We start from the raw sequence: 24,748 nt of genomic DNA, 5'->3' as shown, positions 1-24,748 counted from the left end.
CCCCAAGGCCGCTGCCGTCGAGGCCCCCAAGGCCGCTGCCGTCGAGGCCCCCAAGGCCGCTGCCGTCGAGGCCCCCAAGGCCGAGGCTGCTGACTTCGTGAAGGTCGAGAACGTCTTTGTCGCCGAGGACTTCGCTTCTCGTGACGAGGCTCTGAGCTTCGTTTCCAACCAGGCTGTCAAGGCCGGTATCGCCAGCGACGCCGACGCCGTGATGAACGCCTTCCTGGCCCGCGAGGCCGAGGGCACCACGGGCATGATGGAGGGCTTCGCCATCCCGCATGCCAAGTCCGACGCCATTACCGAGGCTGCCGTCATCGTCGTCAAGGACGAGTCCGGCGTGACCGGTTGGGACACCATGGACGGCGCTCCCGTCAACGTGGCTATCGCTCTGCTCATCCCGGGTGCACAGGCCGGCACCACGCACCTCAAGATCCTGTCCAAGGTTGCCGAGGCGCTCATGGACGAGGACTTCCGTGCCACCGTCAAGGGTTCCACCGACGCCGCCGAGATCGCCAAGACGATCAACGCCCGTCTGGTCTAACCCCACGACTAGCGATTAACATCGCCCCCTGTACAAAAGGCGAGGACTCCACCAGGAGCCCCCGCCTTTTTTCATCCCACCACCCGAAGTTGCGGTGAAATAGGGACTGTTTAACCGTTTCAACCCCAAATTCAGCCCCTATTTCACCGCAACTTACAGAGATGGGCATAGACGGTCCTGCTTGCCGAGTCTTTAGTGCGGACAGACTATCAGCCAGAATTCCGTTTGGTCGATATTACTCTGGACCGACTGAGTTTCCCCGGCTTGCTCGCCCACGGAGGCCCGGACGCGGCCTGTGAGATTTATCGCGAGTTCCGCACGAGCCGAAGAGCACTTAATGTGCTCTTCGTGCGAGCAGGACTGTAGAGCAGGAAATCTCACAGGCCGCGCCCGGCCCTCTGTGGGCGAGCAAGCGGACGACAAACACATCTGTCCAATAATTCGTCTGAAACATAATGAAAAACCGTTTGATGTGAGTTAATATAAACAACGTCGTGAATCTGACTCCTGCCACATGCATGACAGGGGTTAAACACAAAAAAGGAGTCAACTATGGTTTCTGAGAAGGCTACCCTCGTTAATCCTCAGGGTCTGCACATGCGTCCGGCTGGTCTGTTCGCCTCCACCATGGGCAAGTACGCCTGTGACGTGACGGTCGTCACCCCCGAGAAGGAGGTCAACGGCAAGTCCCCGATGGCCCTCATGGCTGCTGGTATCCCCTGCGGTACCGAGGTCGAGGTCAAGTGCGACGGCGCCGACGAGGCCGAGGCTCTGGCTGCTGCCATCGAGCTCATCAAGAGCGGTCTTGGCGAGTAGAACTCAAACGGGTCGCATGTTGAACAACTAAGTTCATATTTGGGGGCGCAGTGACCTGTTGTAAGGTAACTGCGCTCTTTTGTCATGGATATGGCAAAACGCTTTATCACATGACACGGAGAGAGGAATGGGAATGTATCAGGGAGTCAACGCTTCCGAGGGCATCGGTATCGGCACCGTCATGGTCGCCGTCGATCCCGACTTGACGTTTGAGCCGCATGAGGTTGCTGATTCGGCAGCAGAGAAGGAGCGCTATCAGTCCGCTCTTTCGGTCTTCTGCGAGAAGACCCAGGCTCAGGCCGACCACATGAAGGAGACGGTGGGCGAGGCCGAGGCCGAGATCATGAGCGGACACATTGTCCTGGCTCAGGACCCGGGCATGACCGACGCCATCAACGCCGCCATTGACGGCGGTACCTGCGCCGAGCAGGCGCTCATGGACACCTCGACCATGTTCGAGAACATGTTCCTGTCCATGGACGACGAGATGTTCCGTCTGCGCGCGGCCGACATCGCCGACATCCGCACCGGTATTCTGGCCGAGCTGCTGGGCAAGGAGGTCGTCGACCTCTCCGTCCTGCCCGAGAACACCGTCGTTGTCGTGCACGACCTCACGCCGTCCATGACCGCCACGATCGATAAGGCCCACGTTGCCGGTATCGTCACCGAGACCGGTGGCCGCACGTCGCACTCCGCGATCATTGCGCGTGCCCTCGAGATCCCGGCTGTCCTTTCGGTTTCCAACAGCTGCACCGCGCTGCGCAACGGTATGACCGTCGTCGTCGACGGTGGCAAGGGTATCGTCGAGGCCGATCCCGACGAGGAGACGCTCGCTGCCTACACCGCCAAGGCCGAGGCCTTCGCTGCCGAGAAGGCAGCCCTCGAGGCCTTCCGTGGCAAGCCGTCCGTGACTGCCGATGGCATCAAGAAGATCATCGCCTGCAACATCGGTAACCCCGATGACGTGCCCAACGCGCTCGATCACGACGCCGAGGCCATCGGTCTGTTCCGCTCCGAGTTCCTGTTCATGGACTCTGCCGAGCTTCCTTCCGAGGAGGAGCAGTTCAACGCCTACCGTAAGGTCGCCAGCGCGCTCAAGGGTGCTCCGGTCATCATCCGTACGCTCGATGTGGGTGGCGACAAGGAGATTCCGTATCTGCATATGGTCAAGGAAGACAACCCCTTCATGGGCTTCCGCGCCGTGCGTTACTGCCTGGCCAATCCCGACCAGTATAAGGTCCAGCTCCGCGCTCTGCTGCGCGCTAGCGCCTTCGGTGACGTCAAGATTATGATCCCGCTCGTCACCTGCGTCGAGGAGGTCTTGGCTGTCAAGGAGCTCGTCGAGCAGTGCAAGGCCGAGCTGACCGAAGAGGGTCGCAAGTTCAACGAGAACATCGAGGTCGGCATCATGGTCGAGACGCCTGCCGCTTCGCTGCTCGCAGACCGTCTTGCCGAGGTTGCCGACTTCTTCTCCATCGGCACCAACGACCTGATCGGCTACACCATGTGCGCCGACCGTGGCAACGACACCATCTCCAACCTGTACCAGGTGTACTATCCCGCCGTGCTCCGCTCGCTCAAGAACATCATCGAGAGCGGCGTGAAGGCCGGCATCATGGTCGGTATGTGCGGCGAGGCCGCTGCCGATCCGCTGCTCGAGCCGCTGCTGATCAGCTGGGGCCTGGAGGAGTTCTCGATGAGCGCTCCGTCGATCCTGCGCGCCCGCAAGACCATCAGCCAGTGGACCAAGGCCGAGTGCGACGAGCTCGCCGAGAAGGCGCTCGCCTGCAACACCGCCGCCGAGGTCAAGGCACTGCTCGAGTCCGCAGCTCGCTAATTTGGTATCAGAGGTAACCGCGTGGTTGGAATGGGCCGGCCACGCGGCCCTCACATATACAGGGGGTACTGTAAATGTTCTACACGCTAACCGCTAACCCGGCTGTCGACATGACGGTTTCGAGCTCTCCGCTCGAGCCCGACGAGAACGTCCGCACCGGCTCGGCCAGCTACACGGCTAACGGCAAGGGCCTCGACGTGTCCTTCGCCTTTAAGAAGATGGGCGTCGACACCGTCGCGCTCGGCTTCTTCGCCGGCTTCACGGGCAAGTTCATCGTCGAGGAGGTCATGAACCTGGGTTGCCTCTGCCGCCCGGTCTGGACCGACGGTATCACGCGCATTAACACCTACGTCAACGATGGCCAGCACGAGTACGGCATCCTGAACCCGGGTGCTCCGATCACGCCGCAGCACCAGGAGGAGCTCTACAACATCCTGGACACCGCGGGCGATCTCGAGTGTCTGATCGTTTCCGGCTCCGTTCCTCCCAAAGCTACGCCCGACTTCCTGGCTCAGGTCATGGAGCACGCTCAGGCTCGTGGCGCCGACGTCGTCCTGGACCTGTCCTCCGACAAGCTCAAGGAGCTCGCTCACAAGAAGCCGCTGCTCATCAAGCCGAACCATCACGAGATGAAGGCCATCTTCGGCGTGCCGGTCGACACCGACGACGAGGTCCGCGTTGCCATGAAGATGGCTCACGACGCTGGCGTTCAGAACGTGCTGCTCACCCGTGGTAGCCGCGGCGACGCTTACTTCTCCAACGGCGAGGACATCTGGTACGCCAAGCGTGAGTTCAACATCAAGCTGGTTTCTTCCGTCTGCGCCGGCGACTGCACCCTCGCTGCGTTCCTGCACAAGTGGTACAGGGATCGCGACAACGTCGAGGAGGCCATGAAGCTCGCTATGGCCACCGGCGCCAACGTTGCTGAGTCCGTCGGCATCGGCGACTTCGGTCACGTCGACGAGTACAGCAAGCGCGTTGCTGTCCGCAAGCTCGATCGTCAGTAATCGAAACGCGACATATTCGTGCGCATGTGGCGCCCCGGTTTCGGCTGGGGCGCCTTTTTTGTTCCGTCATTGGAGAGAGGTGTTCCGCCGTACTTCATCGCTTCCACACCGTTCACCGAGTTGTCCTAGCCTTTTACCGATGCGTGGAATATACTTTCATTAACACGTTGCTTCGTGAAAGGAACATTCATGATTTACACGCTCACTGCAAATCCCGCCATTGACTACAACATCGCCTGCGACGGTCTTGCTGCCAACACCGTCACGCGTACCCGCAACGCCGTCTACACGCCCAACGGCAAGGGCCTCAACGTCTCGTTTACGCTTGACCACTACGGCGTCGACACCACGATCCTGGGCTTTTTCGCCGGTTTCTCGGGCGAGTTTATCGTTAAGGGCGCCGAGGCCCTGGGCGTGCCCGTCAAGCCCGTGTGGACCGACGGCATTACGCGCGTCAATGTGTTCCTCAACGCCGGCCCCGACACCGAGTACAACATGGTCAACGCCGGTGCCGCCATCAACGAGGCCAACGAGCAGGAGATGTTTGAGCTCATCGATTCGCTCGATGACATGACCTGCCTGGTCATCAGCGGCTCGCTGCCTCCCAACACTTCCGAGGGCTTCTTGGCCGAGGTCCTGCGCCGCGTCAAGGCCAAGGGGGCCGAGTTCGTCCTCGATATCTCGAGCCATCAGCTGGCAGACCTCATTGCCATGGAGCCGCTGCTGATTAAGCCCAACGACGACGAGCTGCTCGATATCTTTGGCATTAAGGTGAGCGGTGGCGACGACGAGTCCGTCAAGGGCGCGATGGCCGAGCTGCACGCCAAGGGCGCCAAGAATGTGCTGCTGACTCTTGGCGGCGCTGGTGCGTACTTCTCTAACGGCGAGCACATCTGGTTTGCCAACCGCACCTTCGACGTCAAGCTGCTGTCGACGGTGTGCGCCGGCGATTCCTCGCTCGCTGCCTTCCTGTCCGTGTGGCACGACGCTCCCGAGCGCGTCGAGGACGCCCTGCGCCTTTCGATGGCCACTGGCGCCAACGTGGTCGAGTGCCCCGGTCTTGGGGATTTTGCCAAGGTGGACGAATATAAGAAGCACATCGAGGTTCGCCAGGTCTGCTAGTTCCGGCACCTTGTCTGAATAGTTTGATTATTTCGCATCCGTCTTAGACTAGGACGGATGCGTTTTTGTTTATCGGACTTGCGTGTGCAGTGGAGGCTGTTTCTTGCTAGACTTCTTGCAGACGCAATCGATAGCCAATTTGATAGTCGCAGGAGGCCATAGGCATGTGCAATGTTTCGCTCAACGGTACTCAACCGTCCGATGCGTCCCTGCGCGTCCTGCGCGCGCTTGAAGCGGCTGGTCTTGAGGCTTGGTACGTGGGCGGTTGGGTGCGCGACGCCCTTATGGGGTACCCCAGCCACGATGTTGATATGTGCTGTAGCGGCCTGTGGCAGGAGTCCAAAGCGGCGCTCGAGGCCGCCGGCATCGCGGTTGTGGAATCGGGCATTAAATTTGGCGGAATCACGGCTATTTCCGATGGCGAGCGTATCGAGGTCACCACGTACCGTCTGGATGGCTTTTACACCGATGGTCGTCATCCCCAGAGTGTGGAGCGTGCCGCCTCGCTCGAGGACGATCTGGCGCGCCGCGACTTTACCGTCAATGCCATGGCCTGGCATCCCGAGCGCGGGCTTGTCGACCGCTACGACGGCCAGGGTGACTTGGAGCGCAAGCTGATTCGCGCTGTCGGCGATCCCAAGCGTCGCTTTAACGAGGACGCCCTGCGCATGCTGCGCGCGGTGCGCTTTGCCTGCCGTCTGGACTTTATGATTGAGCCCGAGACCAAGCGTGCGCTTGCCGAGTGCGCGCCGCTGCTCGATGCCGTGGCGCGTGAGCGTGTGGGTATTGAGCTCGAGGGCATTCTTTCGACCGGTCATGGGGGAGACGCGATGCTCCGCTATCCCGAGCTCATCTGCGCCGCCGTGCCCGAGTTGGCAGCGGGTCGCGGGTTTGATCAGCGCAGTGTCTATCATGCGTTTAACGTCTACGAGCATATCGCCCGTGTGCTGACGGTGGCGGGGGAGCTCGCGCTGTGTGACGGCGTCGCGCCCTCGTCGAGCCTTATGTGGGCGGCGTTTTTGCACGATGTGTCCAAGCCCGAGTGCTTCACGGTCGATCACGCCGGCAGCGGACACTTCTACGGTCATCCCGAGCTCGGCGCCAAGAAGGCGCGCGTCATTATGGATCGCCTGGCGCTCTCGCGCGACTTGGTGCGCGACGTGTGCCTGCTCATCAAATATCACGACAAGCCGCTGCGCCCCGAGCGCTCCTGCCTGCTCAATATGATGCGCGCGCTTTCGGGCGAGGGCGTCGACACGCCGCGTCTGATGGACGAGCTCATGGATCTTAAGCGTGCCGATACACTTGGCAAAGCCCCGTCGTGCTTCTATTACGTTGAGACGATTGAGGAGATGCGCGCGATGGCGCACGAGCTGCTGAAGGCGGGGGAGCCCTATACGCTCAAGATGCTCGCCATCAACGGCGGCGACCTGATCCGTGCCGGAGTCAAGCCCGGGCCGGAACTGGGTCAGCTTCTCAACTCCGCCCTCGACGTCGTGATCGAAGACAACATTCCCAACGAGCGCGAAGCTCTTTTGGTCCATCTCAACTTGAATTAGCTACCCAGTTTACCTGCGTGTTCCATAACCTGCCGACAATTTTTCGGCAATTTGGAATTTCTTCTTGCGCTGACGTTTTTTGTCTCGTAATATATTTCATTGCACAGCAGTGCAGATGTCATGTGGCCCGTTCGTCTAGCGGTTTAGGACGCCGCCCTCTCAAGGCGGAGATCACCAGTTCGAATCTGGTACGGGCTACCACTTCTTTTCTGTTGAGGCATTTGGCCCGTTCGTCTAGCGGTTTAGGACGCCGCCCTCTCAAGGCGGAGATCACCAGTTCGAATCTGGTACGGGCTACCACGCATCTGATACCCGGACTTCCCTTGGAAGCTCGGGTTTTTTATTATCAAACAACTGTCTGTCATTCCCGTTTGAACAAGAGCTTTGCGTTCTGCTTATGGCCCTTACGGGTACAATAACCAAGATATTTTGACTGTTAGAAGGAGTCTCATGACGGAGTCCTCTCAGCATACGTCCAAGCCCCAGGTCGAGGTTGAGGCCTCGGGCGGCGATGACAATAAGAGCGCACGCCGCGGCGCAATCTTTATCGGCGTTGTGCTGGTGGGTTATATCGTCTATCTGGTGGTAACCGGGCAGATGGGGCAGTTCTGGGCTGCTATGTCGAGCGTCCAGGCGCCCTGGCTCGTTGTCGCGTGTCTTTGCATGTTCATGTATCTGTTCTTTGGCATTGTGGCCTATGCGATCGCCGTCTGGCTCGACCCCAATTCACCCGTCGGCATTCGCGACCTGATCTCGGTCGAGGCGAGTGGCATCTTCTTTGGCAACCTGACGCCCATGATGATGGGCTCTACGCCTGCCCAGATCTACCGCCTGACCAAGGCGGGCCAAAATGTCGGCGAGGCCGGAGCCACGCAATTCACGCGCTTTATCGTGTATCAGTTTGGCCTCGTTGCCTGGGGCGCTATCCTACTGCTTGCTCGCATGCCGTTTTTTGCCGAGCGCTATGGCGACATGACGCTGCTGTGTGTCTTTAGCTTTGGTGGGCACTGCTGCATCTTGCTTGGCATCTTCGCCGTCGCGCTCATGCCTAAGACCGTCACGCGCGTCGCCCATTGCATCATCAATTGGCTTGAGCGCATTGGTGTCTCGGCCACTAAGATCGAGGGATGGCGCACGTTTGTCGATGGCGAGATCTACTCCTTCTCCGAGAAGTTCAAGCTTTCAGCCGGACATTTTTCTTCCATGCTGCTCACGGTGGTCATCACCATGTTGCAACTCGCGTTTTTCTACCTCGTGCCGTATTTCCTGATGCTTGCCTTTGGCCACCACGAAGTCGACTTTTTCTCGGTCATGGCCGCGAGCGCCTTTGTTCAGCTCCTGAGCTCTGCGGTCCCCTTGCCCGGTGGAACTGGTGGCGCTGAGGGCGGCTTTGCATTGTTCTTGGGTCATTTCTTTGGGTCGGCTTCGACCGCCGGCTATCTGCTGTGGCGTCTCATTACGTTTATTGCGCCAACCATTTTGGCTGCGCCCCTGCTGGGAATTAAGAGCGCCCACAACGAGAGCATCCATGCGCGCTGGGATCGCGTGATGCGCAAGCTCGGCCGCACGCCTCAGACGCCCTCTGCGCCCACTAAGCCGCACCCCACGAATGCTGTTACCGTTGATCCCAATAAGCACGCTCAGAAGGCTTCTGGGATCGCTAAGCCGGCTCATAAGGCCTATGTGCGCCAGACAGGCGATGGTATTCGCGTATCTCCGTCGGCACTCAATAAGAAGAAGCACCCTAAGTTGCAGTAGGGCAGTCGTGCGTTCTTCATGACGCGGGGCACTTTTGTGCTGTATGGGGGATAATCCTCTTACGTAGATTATCTCTCATCTGTTGATGAATGCTCGCATATCGAAGGGACACGCCCATGGCAACCAGCAAACCGCGTCTTGACCGCCGCATCGTTCGCAGCCGCAATGCCATCCTTTCCGCTTTCGAGCGCCTGCTCATGGAAAAGCCGCTGGCAGACATTACGGTGAGTGCCATCGCGCGCGAGGCCAATGTCGACCGCAAGACCTTTTACGTTCACTTTGGTACGGTTGATGGCTTGCTCGATGCCATTGCCGTCGATGTGGTGGAGATGATTGTCGACTCGGTCGAGAAAACGCTTGCCTCCATGGACGGTGACACCAACGAACGCGCCCTGGGCGCGGCGGCGACCTTCTTTAAAACCGTTAACGAGGCGCTGTGCAACAACCTCGTGCTCAATCGTCAGCTGATCGAGAACATTCCGCTCGATGATTTTATGGCTCGTCTTCGTGCACCGCTCGAGCACGAGATTGCCGAGCGCGATCTGCTGCCCCAAGGTCTCAAGGACGAGATGTTCGATTACTATCTGGCGTTTTTGCTGTCAGGCATTATCGGTATCTATCGCACGTGGGCACTGTCTGACGGATCGGTTCCTATCGAGCGTGTGTCGGAGGTCGCCAACGATCTGACTCTCAATGGTCTGTCGAGTCTGGAATCTCGCTTGGATTAGGCCTAGTTGGGCTCGTCGGCGTGGAAATTCCTGTTCACGAGGTTCTCCGGCGCCTTGGAGACCTCGCCGGCGTAGGAGCTGTAGCCTGAGGATCCTTAAAAAAAGTCCAGTTTATCCTTCCCACTCCAATTGGGAATCCTCCGATGCGCCTTCGCACGCTCGCATGACCTCGATACCATGCGAGCGTGCGAACTCGACGAGCTCTGCGTTGCGGGCGTTTATGGTGCCGAAGGCGGCGGGGCACACGATAAGGCGCGTGCAGTGGACGAGGAGCTCTTTGGCGCGGGCTATGGTTTTATCCCCGATCGGCTCGAAGGCGCGCTCGGCCACGCATTCCGTCGCCAGGTCGCGCGCGAGCTCGCAGTCGATGTCCCCTTCGTGCAGAACGCCCGCGTAGAACGCCTTGCCCTGCCGGATGAGCTGGCGAAACACAGCCGACCCCGTACCTGCGCCGGCGATGACGAACGTGTGCGCATCGCCGTGCGGGCGCCCAATTTCCACGCTGCCGAAGCGCTCGTTGAAGGTGCCATGTTGCAGGCCGTAGAGCTCGCCAATCGTCTCGCGCGTGAATATGTCCTCGGGTGCGCCGGCGCGGAAGACCCGGCCGTCCTTCACGCAAATCACCTTGTCGGCGCTTTTCTGCGCGAGCTCGAGTTCGTGGATGGACATGATGACAGCAACATTCCGCGATTTCGCAAGGTGGCGAAGTATTCGCAGCAGGTCGATCTGGTAGCGGATATCGAGATACGACGTGGGCTCGTCGAGCACGAGCACGCGCGGATCCTGCGCGATGGCGCGTGCGAGCATGACGCGCTGGCGTTGCCCGTCGCTTATCTGCATGAAGTCGCGCTCGGCAAGCTTTTCCACATGTGCGGTTTTCATGGCCTCGTCGACCCGATTATGGTCGTCGGGCGTGAGTGTGCCCATTCGCCCGGTGTAGGGATGCCTTCCCGCCTCTACGATATCGCGGCAGGTGAGGAGCTCGGTCCGGGGGCGATCTGTCAGCATAACGGCAAGGTTCCTTGCGAACTCCGCCGTCTTCCATCGGGAAATCTCCTGCCCGTCGAGCTCGACCGCGCCGGCAAGCGGTGCCAGATGGCGTGTGATGGTTTTCAAGATGGTCGACTTGCCCGAGCCGTTCGGCCCGATGAGTGCCACGACGTCGCCCGCGCGAACCTCCAGATCGACGCCTTCGACTACGACCTTCTTGTCGTAGCCCGCCGACAGGTCGCTTATGCGGAAAAGCGGCGCTCCGTCAGCCTGCGTTTCGACCGGGGTTTCGAGGTTCGACTCCGCTCGAAGGAGGCGTTCCGCGCGCAGTTCCGCACGAGCCGAAAGTGCCTTCTGGCGCTTTCGTGCGAGCTCAGGACTGGCCAAGCATGGAATGTTCCCTCCGAGTGTTTTGGTCCGCGGCACGAATTCCCCCATCTACCTCACCCGCTTCTTCAACATGAGTGCAATAACCACCGGCGCGCCGAAGATGGCGGTGACGGCGCTGATGGAAAGCTCGACGGGAGAGAACAGCGTGCGCGCGATCAAATCGCAGCCCGCGCAGAAGATGGCGCCTCCCAAGAAGCACGCAGGAATCACGCGGATGGGCTTCGACGACTTCAGCGCCGACTTCACGAGATGTGGAACCGCGATGCCTACGAACGATACCGGACCAGCGAACGCGGTCACGCAGGCGGAGAGCATGCTCGCTAGTAGGACGAGCACCACGCGGAAGCGTGCGACGTTCACTCCGACGCTTTTCGCGTAGGCTTCTCCCAGCTGGAAGGCGGAAAGGGGCTTCGATATCGCGAATACGCATGCGCTCACGGTGATCACCACGACCGCGATGACCGCGATGTCGTCCCAGCTCGAACCCGAGAAGCTACCCAAAGACCAGTTGTGCAGGTTCACGATGGACTGGTCGTCGGCGAAGGCGATGAGGAAGTTCGTCGCCGCCGAGCAGATGTATCCCACCATGACGCCCGCCACGATGAGCATGGCCATGGAACTTACGCGCCGTGCGATGAGGAGCACGAAGCCGATGGTGATAAGCGAGCCCAGAAACGCTGCGGCCACCATGGCCGGCGAGGACATGGCCTGGTTCGCGCCCAGAAGTACGATCATCGTAAGCGCGACGACGAACTTTGCGCCCGAGGAGACGCCCAAGATGAACGGGTCGGCGATGGGGTTGTTGAAAAACGTCTGCAGTAGGAACCCGGAAAGCGAAAGTGCCCCGCCGAGAAGCACGGCTGAAAGCACGCGCGGCAGGCGAATCTCCCAGATGACCTGGCTTTCCATGGAATTGGCCGCGCCGCCCGAAAGGATGTCGGGGATGTGGTCTGCGGGCACGAGCACGCTCCCGATGCACAGGTTGGCCCCGACGAGCACGATGAGGACAACGGCGAGCAGCGCCGTCACGACGCGACACCGCGCGGCGCGCCCCGATTCGTCGTATGCCATGGAAAGCCGGCTCCTCATGGCGCTAGCCAAGCTTCCTCAGATAATGGAAGTCACTCGCGTCATCGCCGGTGAACGCCCCGTGCAGCTCGTCGATAATGTCGGCGGTAGAAGTCATCTGCTGGTACATGTCGGCGCTTGTGACCCAGACGTTGCCGTTCTTCACGGCTTTGAACTGCGACAATAGCGCGTTTTTGCCTACGAAGTCGTTCAAGGTGGCAACCGATTCGTCGATGGTGCCGTTGTAGACGATGATGTCGGCATCCTTCGCCGTCGCGTAGAAGCGCTCCATTTCGAGCGTTACTGACGAACCTGACGTCGACGCCGTCTGCGCGTCATCGAGCGCGTAGCTGCCGCCTGCAAGCTCGATCATCTGCGCCACGTAGTCGCCCGCCCGCCGCGTGACGGCGGCCCCGTTCGAGTTAATGTAGAAATACGCCACGGTTTTACCTGACGACGCGAGCCCCGACGTTTGCTCGACGCGGGCCTTCTGCTCGTTGAACAGGTGCGTGGCCTCGTCTTCCTTGTCGAACAGGACGCCGAAAAGCTTAATCCACTCGACGCGCCCGAGTGCTTCGGGCTCGCTCGACGACTGTTCGGTGAGCACGACGAGCCCGAGCTTCTGCAGCTTTTCCTTCACATCGGGCGTGTGGTTGATCATGGTGTTCTCGATGGCGAGCGTGCAGCCCGAGGCCGATATTCGCTCGTAGTCGGGCGCGCTGTACTTGCCGCCGTAGGCGATCGCCCCACTTTCGAGCGCGCTTTTGAAGCCCGCGACCGAGCAATCGTCGGCCTTCGTGCCCGACATTAAGATATTGTCGTTCGCATCGAGCGCGTCGACCAGGCACATCGTTGCCGACGACACGAGGTACACCTTGTCGGCGGGGCGCCTTATGACCGCGATGTCAGAGCTCAACCCATCAGGTACCTTCGCATCTTGCGGTACCACGAGGAAGCGCTCCCCGTTCGAAACGCAGATAAGCCGCAGGCCGCCTTCGAACTCGTCGACAGTGAAGTGCTTGGCGTATTCAAGCTGAAGCGTCCCCGTCGGCTCCCAGCCGCAGCCCAAATCTGGGTTGTGGAAGTCGGCCGCGGCGCTTGAAGCCGTTCCCGCGGGGGAGTCGCCGCTTGCATCGTCGCCCGATTTCTCCTTCATGGTGGATGAGTCGAAGTGGAGCGTGTAGTCGATGGTGTGCGGCGTCGACATGGCGACGGTCTCGGCCGACACCGCGATGTCCTCGTCGAGCGTGACGGGTATCTCGAACGTGGAGTTGCCGCCGTCGTTTATGGGCGCGTAGTCCACGCCGTCGATGGTCATCTTGTCGTAGTTCGAACTCGACCAGGTGACCGTCGCGGTGTAGGTGTCGCCATCCTTCACAATTGTGGTGGGTGAGGCGATGCTTGCGCGCCCTGACCCGCCGGAAAGCGAGACGCTCACAGTGTATTCCTGAGAGCCCGTCGTGGCACCGGTCGCGTTCGGGCTCGCACTGCACCCCGCGAAGGGAAGCGCGAGCAGGGCGACGAGAACGCAGGCGATCGCGCGCGCCGCGATGCTGTGGCGCTTCCTGTTTTCCCCCTTGGGAAGAATCGACCGCATGGCGTTACTTCAGTGCGTCGGCGCGCAGATCGACGCCGGCGGATTCGAACACGAGCGTGCGGTCGTACCACTGCTCTTTTCTAATACTCCACGCGGCGCAGGCGGTGTCCTCGTCGAGCGCTTCAACGGGCACGTCGTAGGTGTACTTGCCTTCCGCGTTTTCCACATAGGGGATGAAGTCGGCCTCGCTCGCGGCGGCAGCCTCGTCACCCGTGCCCATGAAGAGCTTGCCGTAGCCCGTGCCGGAAAGTGTCATCACGCAGTGCATGGAGCCGTTTTCCACGATGAGCTGGGCGTCCACAATCCTGAACATGTTCGAGCTGGAATCTACGGTGATCGGATAGGTGCCGTCGGCCACCTTGTCGGCGGTGATGGGGGCAGCGCTTGCGCCCTCGGGCGCATCGGCCGCCTGTTCGGTCTTTTCCTGGGAATCGGCATCGCTTGCCTTTGCGCTGTCGATTGAATTTCCGCCGCAGCCGGCGAGCGAGAACGCGAAAAGCGCCGCCGACAGGGCGAAGGCGAGGGTTTTCTTCAACATGGAGGGGTTCCTTTCAATCGCTTCGACCGCCCGCGCCGTGCTGTGGGTGGGCGGGATGCGAATGCAACGGGCATGCGCCGTCAGTCGGGGAAGGCGCATGCCCGTTGCACGGGGACGCGACCGGCGCCCCCGTGCGCGGCGAGTTTACAGCTTGGCGATGGCGTCGTCCACGTGTGAGACGTAGATGTCGTCGACCGCGACGTTCTGTCCCAGACCCTGGAGCAGGCACGTCACTTCGAAGCCGGCGGCCACGAACTTCGCAGCCCAGCTGTCGGGGTCGGTCTCGTCTGCCATGTCGTTGTTCGCGTGGTCGCCCGCGACCACCATGAACGGCGCGAGCACGGCCTTCTTGTAGCCTGCGGCGCTCGCGGCGGCGATAACATCCTCGCAGGTCGGTTCAGCCTCGACGGTGCCGACGAAGAACTGCGTCAAGCCCTCGTTCTTGAACACTTCCTGCATCTTGGCATAGTCGGCGTTGGAATCGGCTTCGGTGCCGTGGCCCATGAGGCACAGCGCCGTCTTGCCGTCGTCGAAGGACGCCATGTTCTCCTTAATGGCTGCGGCCACCTTCTTGTAGTCGTCGTCGGAGGTGAGCAGCGGGTCGCCGAGCGAGATTTTGTCGAACTTGTCGGCGTACTTGTCGAGCTCGTCTTTCACGTCGGTGTATTCCAGGCCACCCATGAGATGCGTCGGCTGCACGACGATTTCCTTCACGCCGTCTTCCACGCAGCGGTCGAGCGCCTCGGTCATGTTGTCGATCGTGATGCCGTCGCGCTTCTTCAGCTTATCGATGATGATCTGCGCGGTGAAGGCGCGGCGGATGTCGTAGTCCTGCCAGTACTTCTCGCGGATAGCGTCTTCGATGGCGCCGATGGTGATGTGGCGCGAGTCGTTGTAGCTCGTGCCGAAGCTCGTGACGAGGATGACCGGCTTCACGGCCTTCTCCTTTTCACTCGATTTTTCGGAACTTGCGGAGGTGTTGGAGCAGCCCGCGAGCGCGACTCCGGCGAGCGCGACGGCTCCGGTTGCTGCGGCGCTCATGAAGCCGCGGCGTGACATCTGGTCGGACATGGTTTTTCCTTTCCTCGGTTTGCCGGTCCCCCGGCGACAGTTGCTTGTCGGCACAAGCGAAAGAAAAGCGCACCCCTCGGGGTTCACAAGGAGCTAACGCCACGGCGATGCCGTGAGGAAAAGGCGAAGCAGTCTGGCTTGGGGCGCGAGGCGGTTCGCCCGCGCGACCTATACAGTAATGTCCCTTGCCCAGGATTCCCACCTGGTTCCCTCCGCAAGCCAGCGCGGGCTGTGCGGGCGCCGCGCCGGTCATTTCCTTTTATCCGATTGTCATATGCTCGTTGCCGAAACTTTTACTATGATAGTGGGCACTTGTGAACGTGTCAAAGCCCAGGGCGGGCGGCATTGCGCCTCCTGCCTGCGTATTTGCGCCCATTGCTGCCGCAGGCGCCGTGTTTTGCCCGCTGCGCGAATGGCGGCGTAAACGGTTGCGATGAGAAACGGGAAGGAAGGCTCGGATGATTCATATCGTTGGCGCAGGCTCGGGCGCCGCCGACCTTATCACGCTGCGCGGGGCGCGCCTTCTGCGCGCGGCCGACGTGGTCGTTTGGGCGGGGAGCCTTGTGAACCCCGAGCTGCTCGCTGAGTGCAAGGAATCCTGCGTCGTCTACGACAGCGCGCACATGACCTTGGAGGAAGTGCTCGACGTGATGTGCGCGGCGGATGCACGGGGCGAGGAAGTGGTGCGCCTGCACACGGGCGACCCGTGCCTGTACGGCGCCATCCAGGAGCAGATGGACGCGCTCGACGCGCGCGGCGTGGACTACGAGGTGGTGCCCGGCGTGTCGAGCTTTTGCGGTGCCGCGGCGGCGCTTCGCCAGGAATACACGCTGCCGGGAATCAGCCAGTCGGTCGTGATCACGCGGCTTTCCGGGCGCACCCCCATGCCCGCGGGCGAGGGCATGCGCACCATGGCGGAAAGCGGCTCGACTATGGTCATCTTCCTGAGCTCGGGTATGCTCGCCGCGCTTTCCGCCGAGCTTTTGGCCGCGGGCCGCAGCTCCGATGAGCCGGCGGCGCTCGTGTACAAGGCGACCTGGCCTGAGGAGCGCGTGGTGCGCTGCACAGTGGGCACGCTCGCCGATGCGGGCGCGCGAGAGGGCATCGACCGCACGGCGCTCGTGGTGGTGGGCCGCGTGCTCGGAGCTCGCGGCGGGCTTGCTCACGACGGCGTGCAAGCGGAGTCGTACGAACGCAGCAAGCTTTACGACCCTTCGTTTGCCACGGGGTATCGGAAGGCGAGCAGCTAGCGTGGCCTTCGAGCACTACATATATACCGGGACGACCCGCCTGCGCTGCGGCTACACCACGGGGAGCTGCGCCGCGCTCGCGGCGAAGGCGGCCTGCGAGATGCTCTTGTCACGAAAGCCCGTCGGCCGCGTGTCGGTCGCCACCCCCGGCGGGCTGCCCGTCGAGACGGATGTGGTCGACGCATGCATCGGCGAGGGGAGCGCCCAGTGCGCCGTGCGAAAGGACGCAGGCGACGATGCCGATGTGACCGACGGCGTGCTCGTGTACGCGCGCGTGGAACATGCGGGGTCGGGCACGGGTGCTGCGGGCAGCAAGGACGTGCCCGCGCACGACTCGGAAGTTTCCGTCGATGGCGGCGTGGGCGTGGGGCGCGTGACGTTGCCCGGGCTCGAGCAGCCGGTGGGGGCGGCCGCCATCAACGCGACGCCGCGCGCGATGATTACTTCGGCGGTGCGTGAGGTGTGCGCCGCGCACGGCTTTTCTGGAAACATTGCTGTGACGATTTCGGTACCCGAGGGTGTTGCCCTTGCCGAAAAGACCTTCAACCCGCACCTGGGGATAGAGGACGGCATCTCCATCCTGGGTACGACGGGCATCGTCGAGCCGCGCAGCCTCGCTGCCTTGCGCGACAGCATCGAGCTCGAGATCCGGCAGCATGCGGCTATGGGGCGGCGCGGAGTCGTGCTCACGCCCGGCAACTACGGCGCGCAGTTCATCTCGGGGCATTTCCACCTAAACGGTGCGCCGGTGGTCTTCATCTCCAACTTTGTGGGCGATGCGATTGATTGCTGCGTTCGCGAGGGATTTACCAATGTCCTTCTTGTGGGACACATCGGCAAGCTGGTGAAGGTCGCGGGCGGCATCATGGACACCCATTCGCGTACCGCCGACTGCCGCGCGGAGATTCTGGCCGCCCACGCGGCCTTGGCCGGCGCGGGCGCGAAGACCGTGTGCGAGATCATGTCGTCGGTCACGACCACGGCGGCGCTCGAGGTAATCGAGGCCGCCGGCGTGGGGGACGCTGCGCGCGCCTCGCTCGCTGCGGCAATCGAGGACAGGTTGCGCCGCCGCGCGGCGGGCGCATGCGACATCGCCGCGGTCGTGTTCGACGCCGAGCGCCGCGAGCTTTTCCGCACGTCGGGCGCCGATGCGGTTATCGGGGAATTGGGGGCGACGTATGAGTAAAGGCGTGCTGTACGGGGTGCGCCGCGCAATCGGCTGGCCGGGGACGAAGGTGGTCATGAAGGCGCGCCGCTCGCTTGCGGACACGAAGCGCATCCTTCGCGAGGAGGGCGCCTTCGACGGTGCCGAGCTCGTAGAGGACTGTGGCCTTCCGGGCGAGCGCGTGTACCGCTCGCTCGACGATGTGCCCGATCGGGGCAGCTACTTCTCGACGATGGTGGTGCGCTAGATGAGGGTTTCCTGCATAGCGTTCACTGAGAGGGGGTATGTGTTGGCGGAGCGCACCGCACGCGCGCTTTCCGATTGCGCGCAGACAGGTGAAGATGACCCTGGCTGGGACGTTTCCGTTTCGCGCGGGTTCGGCGAGGGGAAGGCCGACCTGCGCGCATGGACGGCGCTCGCGTGGGAAGCGTCGGACGCGCTTCTGTTCGTGGGCGCGGCGGGCATCGCCGTGCGGGCGATCGCGCCGCATGTCGCCTCGAAGGCAACCGATTCCGCGGTTGTGGTGATTGACGAGGCGGGGCGCTTTGCCGTCCCGCTTTTGTCGGGGCATTTGGGCGGTGCGAACGAGCTTGCGCAAACTGTGGCACGCGCGGCAGGGGCCATCCCCGTCATCACCACGGCGACCGACGTCCGCGGCGTGTGGGCGGTGGATACGTGGGCGCGCTGTGCGGGGCTCGCCGTTTCGAATCCCGAGGCCATCAAGCGAGTGTCGGCGCGGCTGCTTTCGGGCGGGCGCGTGGCGCTCTATTCCGACATGCCGATTTCGGGACAGCCACCTGAGGGGGTTGACATTGCGTCCGACCGCGCTCGGGCCGATATCGTCGTGTCGCCGTTCGCTGGCGCGAATGCAGGTGCGTCCGTTCGCGCGTCGGAGGCAACGGGCGAGGTCGTGCCCGCCGGTGAGACGTGGAAGCCGGCGGGCGTGCGGGCGCAGGCGCCTGCGCCCGAGCCGCTTCGCCTTGTCGTGCCCTGCATCGTTGCGGGCATAGGGTGCCGTCGCGGTGCGTGCGCCGAAGCCATCGGGGAGGCGTTTCTTCTCGCGTGCGGGCAGGCGGGCATCTCGCCTTCGGCCGTGCGCGAGGCGGCGACGATCGACGTGAAGGCGCACGAGGAGGGTCTGCTCGCCTTCTGCCGCGCGCGCAATATCCCGCTTGCGACGTATTCCGCAGAGGAGTTGTCGCAGGTCGAAGGCAGCGTTTCGCCATCTGATTTCGTGCGTGCGACGGTGGGGGTCGACAACGTGTGCGAGCGCGCGGCGCTCGCGGACGGGGGCAAACTTATCTTCCCGAAGCTCGCTCACGGCGGCGTGACCGTCGCGTTTTCCAAGGTAACTATCGAACTTTCGTTTAAGGAGCGGTGATGGGAAAGCTCTTCGTGGTGGGGATCGGCCCGGGCGGCCCCGACGGCATGACGATTGCGGCCCGGCGCGCGCTCGAGGCGGCCGACATCGTTGTGGGGTACACGAAATACGTGGAGCTCGCGCTCGCCGCCGTGCCCGACGCGGCGCATCTCGCGACGCCGATGATGCACGAGGTCGAACGATGCCGCCTGGCGCTTTCGCGCGCGCAGAGCGGAGAAGCCGTGGCGCTCGTGTGCAGCGGTGACGCGGGCGTGTACGGCATGGCGAGCCCCGTGCTGGAGCTTGCGGAGGACTACCCCGATGTAGACGTGGAAGTTATCGCCGGGGCCACCGCGGCTCAGAGCGGGTCGGCGGTGCTCGGCGCCCCGCTTGCCCACGACTTCGCGGTCGTGTCGCTCTCCGACCTGCTCACGCCATGGGAGGTCATCGAGCGCAGGCTCGCCGCCGTGGCGAGCGCCGACTTCTGCATCTGTTTGTACAACCCGCGCAGCAGAAAGCGCGCCGACAGGCTCTCACGCGCGGCGAAGATTATGCTCGAATGGAAGGCCCCCGACACGCTCTGCGGCTGGGTACGCAACATCGGGCGCGAGGGGCAGCAGTCGGGCATGTGTAGGCTCTCTGAGCTGGGGGAGATCGACGCCGACATGTTCACCACCGTGTTCGTCGGCAACGCGAACACGAAGCTCGTAGGCGGCCGTATGGTCACGCCGCGCGGGTATCGGGAGATCCCATGCGAAAGGTAACGATCATCGGGGCGGGGCCCGGAAACCCCGACTTGCTCTCGCGCGCGGCGCTCGACGCTATCGACTTCGCCGACGTGGTCATCGGCGCTCATCGCGCGCTTGCCGGCATCGACGTGCCGCCCGACGTGGTGAGATGCGAGCTCGTGAAGACGGCGGACATCGTCGCCGCGCTCACCGATGCGGCGTCGTGGCGGCGCGCCGTGGTCGTGATGACGGGCGATGTGGGGCTGTTCAGCGGCGCGCGCCGCCTGGTGGAGGCGCTCTCCGGCGACGCGCAGGTGGACGTGCGCGTCGTTCCCGGCATAAGCTCAGCGTCTTATCTCGCCGCGCGCCTCGCGCGTCCATGGCAGGATTGGCGCTTCGCGAGCGCTCACGGCGTGGCGTGCGATATCGTGGCCGAGGCCGAGCGCGCAGGTGAGCTCTTTCTCGTCACGTCGGGCGGGGAAGACCCCTCGCGGCTTTCGGGCGAGCTTGTGCAGGCGGGCTTCGGGGACGCGCGCGTGACGGTGGCCGAGCGCCTGTCGTACCCCGACGAGCGCATCACCTGCGCGACCGCAAGTGAAATCGCAGGTCAGACGTTCGACGACTTGAACGTGATGCTTATCGAGCCCGCAGGCGGCGCCGGGTCGCCTGCGGGCTCTAGCGCAGCCTCCGAGGCGCCGGCCGGCGCGTCATCGCCCGCGGCGGCTTCTTCCGCGGCGGACCCTGCGGGCGCATCCCGCGCCGCGAGCTCCCGCTGGCCGTACGCTTCCTCGGGCATTCCCGACGAGCTCTTCATCCGCGGCGACGTTCCCATGACCAAGCAGGAGGTGCGCGCCGTCGCGCTCGCGAAGCTGCGCCTTACCGCGACCGACACCGTGTGGGACGTCGGAGCCGGCACGGGGAGCGTGTCGATCGAGGCGGCGCTCGTCGCGCGAGCGGGGTCGGTATGGGCGGTCGAGCGCAACGCGGCCGGCGTGCGGCTCATCCGAGAGAACGCGGATGCATTCGGGTGCGGCAACGTACATGCGGTCCCCGGTGTCGCCCCCGAAGCGCTCGCGAAACTGCCCGTCCCCGACGCCGTGTTCGTCGGCGGGAGCGCGGGCGAGCTTCCCTCTATCGTGGAGGCGGCGCTCGAGAAGAACTCGCAGGTTCGCCTGTGCGTGCCATGCGTCACCGTTGAGACGCTCACCGAGGCGTGCGCGCTTCTCTCGGGTTCGCGCTTTAAGGGGTTCGAGGCGTGCCAGGTGTCGGCCGCCCGCGCCGAGGCTGTAGGCTCGCACCATCTTATGAAGGCGCAAAACCCCGTGTTCCTCGTCAGCGCGCGTGGTGCGGGTGGGGAAGGCGGCGCCCGGTGAGCACGACCATCCCGCGTTTCATGGTCGCTGCGCCCTCGAGCGGGAGCGGCAAGACGGTCGTTACGTGCGCGCTCCTGCGCGCGCTTGCGCGCCGCGGCCTCGCATGCGCGGCCTTCAAATGCGGCCCCGACTACATTGACCCGCTCTTTCATCGCCGCGTCGTGGGTGCGTGCTCGGGCAACTTAGACGGTTTCTTCACCGACGCCCCGACGCTGCGCGCCCTACTCGCACGCGGCGCCGCGGGCGCGGATGTCGCGGTGCTCGAGGGGGTCATGGGCTTCTACGACGGCATGGCGCCCGGCGTGGCCGACGCGAGCAGCTACCAGGTTGCGCGTGACACGGAAACGCCGGTCGTTTTAGTGGTGAACGGGCGCGGGGCGTCTTTATCGCTCGCCGCCGTAATTCGCGGCATCGCCGAGTTCCTGCCTTGTGCGAACGTGCGCGGCGTCGTGCTGAACAAGACGAGCACCGCTGCCTGCGCCTACGCGGCGCCTGCGATCGAGAAGCACACGGGCGTCGCGGTTTTGGGTAATATTCCCGCCGACGAGGCGTTCTCGCTCGAAAGCCGTCATCTGGGACTTGTGACCGCCGACGAGGTCGAGCAGCTCTCCGCGCGCATCGACAAGATGGCCGAGCTGGTGGAAAAGAGCGTCGACGTCGACCGCTTGCTCGGAATAGCGGCGACGGCACCCGATATCCGCGAGGAACCTTACCGGTTGGAGCCGATCGCGGGAGCGCGGCCCATCGTCGCCGTCGCGCGTGACGAGGCGTTCTCGTTCTACTACGAGGAGAACCTGCGCGCGCTCGAGGACCTGGGTTGCGAGCTGGCCTTTTTCAGCCCCCTGTGTGATAGCGAGTTGCCCCGGGGGACAAGCGCCCTCTATCTGGGAGGCGGCTACCCGGAGCTCCATGCGCGACAGCTCTCCGAGAACGCGCCGATGCGCGAGGCGGTGCGGCGCGCGGTGGAATCCGGCATGCCGACGGTCGCCGAATGCGGTGGGTTTCTGTACCTGCAGCGCGAAATCGCCGATAGCGAGGGGCGGCGCTGGCCTGTTGCGGGCGCCCTTGAGGGCGCAAGCGAGAACGGGGGAAGGCTGTCCCATTTCGGGTACGTGGAGCTCACTTCTCAACGCGACGGGCTCTACGGGCCGCGCGGCACACGCATCCGCGCGCACGAGTTCCACTACTGGCAGTCCACCTGCCCGGGCGGCGACTTCTGGGCGCAGAAGCCCCGGCGCGACAAGGGCTGGCCGTGCATGACGACCACCCCGTCCCTGGTTGCGGGCTTCCCGCATGTGTACTATCCTGCGAACCCCGACGTTGCGCGCGCGTTCGCGTCTGCCGCAGCGTCGTTCGCAGAGAGGAGACGGCATGGCTGAAGCAACCGAAACCGCGCTTGCCAGCATCCGCGAGGAAGTCGAGCGCGCGTTCTCGTCGGCGCCGGGCGCCGTGCTCGAAGCCGCGCTCTCCCGCATCGCGCCCGCAGACGAGTGTGCCCGCGCCGCCGCGTACGCCGCGTGGGACTCCATCGCGCACCCTTTGGGGGGATTGGGCGACTTTGAAGACGCCGTCGCGTGTATCGCCGCAGCTCAGGGGAGCGCCGAGGTGGCCGAGTTTCCCCGTGCGCTCGCGGTATTCTTCTCCGACAACGGGGTCGTTGCCGAAGGCGTGTCGCAAAGCGGGCAAGACGTGACGCGAGCCGTCGCGCGCAACATGTGCGAGGGGGCCACGAGCGCCTGCCGCATGGCGGCGTTCGCGGGTGCCGAGGTCGTGCCCGTCGACGTGGGTATGGCCCGGGGCATAGAAGACGCGCGCATGGTGCGCGCGAACGTGCGGCGGGGGAGCGGCAACATCGCGCACGGCTCCGCCATGTCTCGCGATGGGGCCATGCGCGCGATCGAGGTCGGAATCGCCGTCGCGTGCGGGCTTGCCCGCGCCGGCGTGCGCCTTCTCGCTGCGGGCGAGATGGGCATCGGCAACACGACCACCTCGGCGGCGGTGGCCGCAGTGCTCATCCGGGCGGACGCGCGGAGCCTCGTCGGGCGCGGCGCGGGGCTCTCGGACGCCTCGCTCGCGCGCAAGCGCGACGTGGTCGAGCGCGCTATCGACGCGAACTCGCCCGATCCCGCCGACCCGATCGACGTGCTCTCGAAGGTGGGCGGCTTCGACATCGCGGCGATGTGCGGCTTCTACCTGGGGGCCGCGGCCTCGAAGGTGCCGGCGCTCCTCGACGGGGTCATATCCTGCACGGCGGCCCTGTGCGCGGTGCGCCTGTGCCCCAACGCCTTGGGCTACCTCGTGGGCACCCACGCATCTAGCGAACCCGCAAGCCAGGAGCTCCTTCGCGAGCTCGGCATAAAGGCACCCCTCGTCGCAGGCATGCACTTGGGCGAGGGCGCGGGCGCCATGGCGTATCTGCCCCTTCTGGATTCGGCGCTGCGCGTGTACCGGGATGGGAAGACGTTCACGGCGACTGGCATGGCTGCTTACGAGCATTTCGAGGCCGGGAAATGGCGGTGACGCTCGTCATCGGCGCCGCCGCGAGCGGTAAGAGCGCCTACGCCGAGTCCCTGTGCCTCGGGCACGACGGCCCCCGCGTGTACCTGGCAACGATGGAGCCCTTCGGGGAAGAGGGAGCCCGCCGCATCGCGCGCCATCGGTCGCTGCGCGAGGGCAAGGGGTTTTCCACCCTCGAGCGCACGCGTGACGTGGGCGCCGCAGTGCCCGGGCTTCCGCGCGGCTGCACGCTTCTTTTGGAGGACGTGGGCAACCTGGTTGCGAACGAGCTTTTCGCGGAAGGCGGCTTGTCCCCACGTGACCCCGACGCCGCGGCGCGCGAGGTGCTCGGAGGCATCGAACGGCTCGCTCAAGCCGCTGCGTATACGGTGGTGGTCACCGTCGACGTATTCGCCGATGGGATGCGCTACGATGAGGGGACCGAGGCATGGAGGCGCGCGCTCGCGCGCGTGAACGCGGGCGTGGCGGCGCTGGCCGACCGCGCAGTCGAAGTGGTATGCGGGATTCCCGTGTGGATGAAAGGCGAAGGACCTACAAGGTGAAGATAGCAGAGGCAATCGGCGCGGCGTTCGGAACGTTCTCGCGCATCCCCGTCCCGAAATCGGCCTGGACCGATTTCGGATCAACCCATGCGCTTGCTGCGTTTCCCCTGGTGGGCGTTGCGGAAGGCTTCCTCATGACGACGTGGGGGCACGTGGCGAACCTGCTCGGCGTGCCCGCGACCATCGTCGCGGCTGTGCTCGTGGCGCTGCCTGTGGCGGTGACGGGAGGCATCCACCTAGACGGGCTCTGCGACACCTCCGATGCGCTTGCAAGTTGGGCCCCGCGCGAACGAAAGCTCGAGATCATGCACGACCCGCGGGCGGGCGCCTTCGGGGTCATCGGTGTTGTCGTGTACCTTATTCTGCAGTTTTCCCTGTTCACCGCGCTGCCGCTTACGGCGGGGACGTTCCTCGCGCTTCTGTGCTCGCTTGTGTTCTCCCGCGCGCTTTCGGGGCTCGCCGTTGAATGCTGGCCTGCCGCGCGGGCGGACGGCATGGCCGCGGGGCTCTCGCCTTCGAAGAAGCGCGCGGCGATCGTTGTGCCGCTTTGCGCTTTCGCTGCGGCTTCGGCTGCAGAGATGGTCGCGTGCGCTCAGGCCGTCGGCGCCCTTATGGCGGTGGCGGGGCTTTTGGCGCTCGCGTGGTACCGCCATGTTGCCCTGTCCCGCTTCGGCGGGGTGACGGGGGATTTGGCCGGATGGTTTCTGCAATGGGCCGAGCTCGCGATGCTTGCCATGCTGGTGGCGGGGGGCATGCTCCTATGATGCTCGTGGTAGGTGGCGCGCATTCGG

General features: G+C 63.7%; 23 protein-coding genes and 2 tRNA genes. 20 read left to right on the top strand and 5 right to left on the bottom strand.

Features of this window, described 5'->3' with window-relative positions:
• From PGW49_RS01980 to PGW49_RS01935, 10 genes are all read left to right on the top strand, one after another.
• The coding region (locus tag PGW49_RS01980) for a PTS sugar transporter subunit IIA (protein ID WP_270225312.1) at nucleotides 1-541 on the top strand (541 nt) is incomplete at its 5' end.
• Nucleotides 542-1,093: 552 nt separating this feature from the next.
• Nucleotides 1,094-1,357, top strand: coding sequence for an HPr family phosphocarrier protein (locus PGW49_RS01975; protein ID WP_022094575.1), 264 nt, complete (start codon nucleotides 1,094-1,096; stop codon nucleotides 1,355-1,357).
• 133 nt (nucleotides 1,358-1,490) lie between these two features.
• Nucleotides 1,491-3,194, top strand: coding sequence for a phosphoenolpyruvate--protein phosphotransferase (gene ptsP / locus PGW49_RS01970; RefSeq protein WP_035138206.1), 1,704 nt, complete (start codon nucleotides 1,491-1,493; stop codon nucleotides 3,192-3,194).
• Between the two features lie 74 nt (nucleotides 3,195-3,268).
• Nucleotides 3,269-4,201 (top strand): 1-phosphofructokinase family hexose kinase, encoded by a 933-nt coding sequence (locus PGW49_RS01965; protein ID WP_006233969.1) that lies wholly within the window; start codon nucleotides 3,269-3,271, stop codon nucleotides 4,199-4,201.
• Between the two features lie 189 nt (nucleotides 4,202-4,390).
• Nucleotides 4,391-5,323: a 1-phosphofructokinase family hexose kinase gene (locus PGW49_RS01960; RefSeq protein WP_022094572.1), complete on the top strand. Its 933-nt coding sequence runs from the start codon at nucleotides 4,391-4,393 to the stop codon at nucleotides 5,321-5,323.
• Between the two features lie 164 nt (nucleotides 5,324-5,487).
• Entirely contained in the window at nucleotides 5,488-6,882 is a 1,395-nt protein-coding gene (locus PGW49_RS01955) for a CCA tRNA nucleotidyltransferase (protein ID WP_270225309.1), read from the top strand.
• A 124-nt stretch (nucleotides 6,883-7,006) separates the two neighbouring features.
• Nucleotides 7,007-7,083 (top strand) — tRNA-Glu (locus tag PGW49_RS01950).
• Between the two features lie 22 nt (nucleotides 7,084-7,105).
• Nucleotides 7,106-7,182, top strand: a tRNA-Glu gene (locus tag PGW49_RS01945).
• A 150-nt stretch (nucleotides 7,183-7,332) separates the two neighbouring features.
• Nucleotides 7,333-8,640, top strand: coding sequence for a lysylphosphatidylglycerol synthase transmembrane domain-containing protein (locus PGW49_RS01940; protein WP_270225307.1), 1,308 nt, complete (start codon nucleotides 7,333-7,335; stop codon nucleotides 8,638-8,640).
• A gap of 116 nt (nucleotides 8,641-8,756) precedes the next feature.
• Nucleotides 8,757-9,368, top strand: a complete 612-nt coding sequence (locus PGW49_RS01935) for a TetR/AcrR family transcriptional regulator (RefSeq protein WP_157757975.1) — start codon at nucleotides 8,757-8,759, stop codon at nucleotides 9,366-9,368.
• A 111-nt stretch (nucleotides 9,369-9,479) separates the two neighbouring features.
• Here PGW49_RS01935 and PGW49_RS01930 read toward each other — a convergent pair whose 3' ends face one another.
• The 5 genes from PGW49_RS01930 to PGW49_RS01910 all read right to left on the bottom strand — a co-directional run bounded on the left by PGW49_RS01930 (nucleotide 9,480) and on the right by PGW49_RS01910 (nucleotide 15,022).
• Nucleotides 9,480-10,745, bottom strand: a complete 1,266-nt coding sequence (locus PGW49_RS01930) for an ABC transporter ATP-binding protein (RefSeq protein WP_270225303.1) — start codon at nucleotides 10,743-10,745, stop codon at nucleotides 9,480-9,482.
• Between the two features lie 51 nt (nucleotides 10,746-10,796).
• Nucleotides 10,797-11,819: a FecCD family ABC transporter permease gene (locus tag PGW49_RS01925; protein WP_270225301.1), complete on the bottom strand. Its 1,023-nt coding sequence runs from the start codon at nucleotides 11,817-11,819 to the stop codon at nucleotides 10,797-10,799.
• Between the two features lie 22 nt (nucleotides 11,820-11,841).
• On the bottom strand, nucleotides 11,842-13,413 hold the full coding sequence (locus PGW49_RS01920; RefSeq protein WP_270225299.1) for an ABC transporter substrate-binding protein: 1,572 nt from the start codon (nucleotides 13,411-13,413) through the stop codon (nucleotides 11,842-11,844).
• A 4-nt stretch (nucleotides 13,414-13,417) separates the two neighbouring features.
• Nucleotides 13,418-13,951, bottom strand: coding sequence for a hypothetical protein (locus tag PGW49_RS01915; protein ID WP_035138217.1), 534 nt, complete (start codon nucleotides 13,949-13,951; stop codon nucleotides 13,418-13,420).
• Nucleotides 13,952-14,095: 144 nt separating this feature from the next.
• On the bottom strand, nucleotides 14,096-15,022 hold the full coding sequence (locus PGW49_RS01910; protein ID WP_177720835.1) for a sirohydrochlorin cobaltochelatase: 927 nt from the start codon (nucleotides 15,020-15,022) through the stop codon (nucleotides 14,096-14,098).
• Between the two features lie 458 nt (nucleotides 15,023-15,480).
• Between PGW49_RS01910 and cobM the strand changes: the two genes are divergently transcribed.
• The 10 genes from cobM to cobS are packed head-to-tail and all read left to right on the top strand — an operon-like array spanning nucleotide 15,481 to nucleotide 24,721.
• Nucleotides 15,481-16,272 (top strand): precorrin-4 C(11)-methyltransferase, encoded by a 792-nt coding sequence (gene cobM / locus PGW49_RS01905; RefSeq protein ID WP_270225294.1) that lies wholly within the window; start codon nucleotides 15,481-15,483, stop codon nucleotides 16,270-16,272.
• Nucleotide 16,273: 1 nt separating this feature from the next.
• On the top strand, nucleotides 16,274-17,458 hold the full coding sequence (cbiD, locus tag PGW49_RS01900; RefSeq protein WP_270225292.1) for a cobalt-precorrin-5B (C(1))-methyltransferase CbiD: 1,185 nt from the start codon (nucleotides 16,274-16,276) through the stop codon (nucleotides 17,456-17,458).
• Nucleotides 17,451-17,684: an SAM-dependent methyltransferase gene (locus PGW49_RS01895; RefSeq protein WP_195568111.1), complete on the top strand. Its 234-nt coding sequence runs from the start codon at nucleotides 17,451-17,453 to the stop codon at nucleotides 17,682-17,684. The genes cbiD and PGW49_RS01895 overlap by 8 nt, the downstream gene beginning before the upstream one ends.
• Nucleotides 17,685-18,818, top strand: coding sequence for a cobalt-precorrin 5A hydrolase (locus PGW49_RS01890; RefSeq protein WP_270225289.1), 1,134 nt, complete (start codon nucleotides 17,685-17,687; stop codon nucleotides 18,816-18,818).
• Entirely contained in the window at nucleotides 18,818-19,561 is a 744-nt protein-coding gene (gene cobJ, locus PGW49_RS01885) for a precorrin-3B C(17)-methyltransferase (RefSeq protein WP_035138228.1), read from the top strand. The genes PGW49_RS01890 and cobJ overlap by 1 nt, the downstream gene beginning before the upstream one ends.
• Nucleotides 19,549-20,898: a precorrin-6y C5,15-methyltransferase (decarboxylating) subunit CbiE gene (cbiE, locus tag PGW49_RS01880; protein WP_270225286.1), complete on the top strand. Its 1,350-nt coding sequence runs from the start codon at nucleotides 19,549-19,551 to the stop codon at nucleotides 20,896-20,898. Before cobJ ends, cbiE begins: the two co-directional genes overlap by 13 nt.
• Nucleotides 20,895-22,277 carry a cobyrinate a,c-diamide synthase gene (locus tag PGW49_RS01875; protein WP_270225285.1) on the top strand — a complete coding sequence of 461 codons (1,383 nt, stop codon included), beginning with the start codon at nucleotides 20,895-20,897 and terminating at the stop codon, nucleotides 22,275-22,277. Before cbiE ends, PGW49_RS01875 begins: the two co-directional genes overlap by 4 nt.
• Nucleotides 22,270-23,418 (top strand): nicotinate-nucleotide--dimethylbenzimidazole phosphoribosyltransferase, encoded by a 1,149-nt coding sequence (locus PGW49_RS01870; RefSeq protein ID WP_270225283.1) that lies wholly within the window; start codon nucleotides 22,270-22,272, stop codon nucleotides 23,416-23,418. The genes PGW49_RS01875 and PGW49_RS01870 overlap by 8 nt, the downstream gene beginning before the upstream one ends.
• Nucleotides 23,409-23,957 (top strand): bifunctional adenosylcobinamide kinase/adenosylcobinamide-phosphate guanylyltransferase, encoded by a 549-nt coding sequence (locus PGW49_RS01865; protein ID WP_270225281.1) that lies wholly within the window; start codon nucleotides 23,409-23,411, stop codon nucleotides 23,955-23,957. Before PGW49_RS01870 ends, PGW49_RS01865 begins: the two co-directional genes overlap by 10 nt.
• Complete coding sequence (gene cobS, locus PGW49_RS01860; RefSeq protein ID WP_333494153.1) at nucleotides 23,843-24,721, top strand: adenosylcobinamide-GDP ribazoletransferase; 879 nt, start codon at nucleotides 23,843-23,845, stop codon at nucleotides 24,719-24,721. Before PGW49_RS01865 ends, cobS begins: the two co-directional genes overlap by 115 nt.
• Nucleotides 24,722-24,748: the final 27 nt, after the last annotated feature.

Source organism: Collinsella aerofaciens (genome assembly GCF_027679495.1).
Lineage (GTDB): Bacteria > Actinomycetota > Coriobacteriia > Coriobacteriales > Coriobacteriaceae > Collinsella > Collinsella aerofaciens_AK.
Note: the sequence above shows the minus strand (reverse complement) of the source record. Positions and strands in the feature narration are given on the sequence as shown.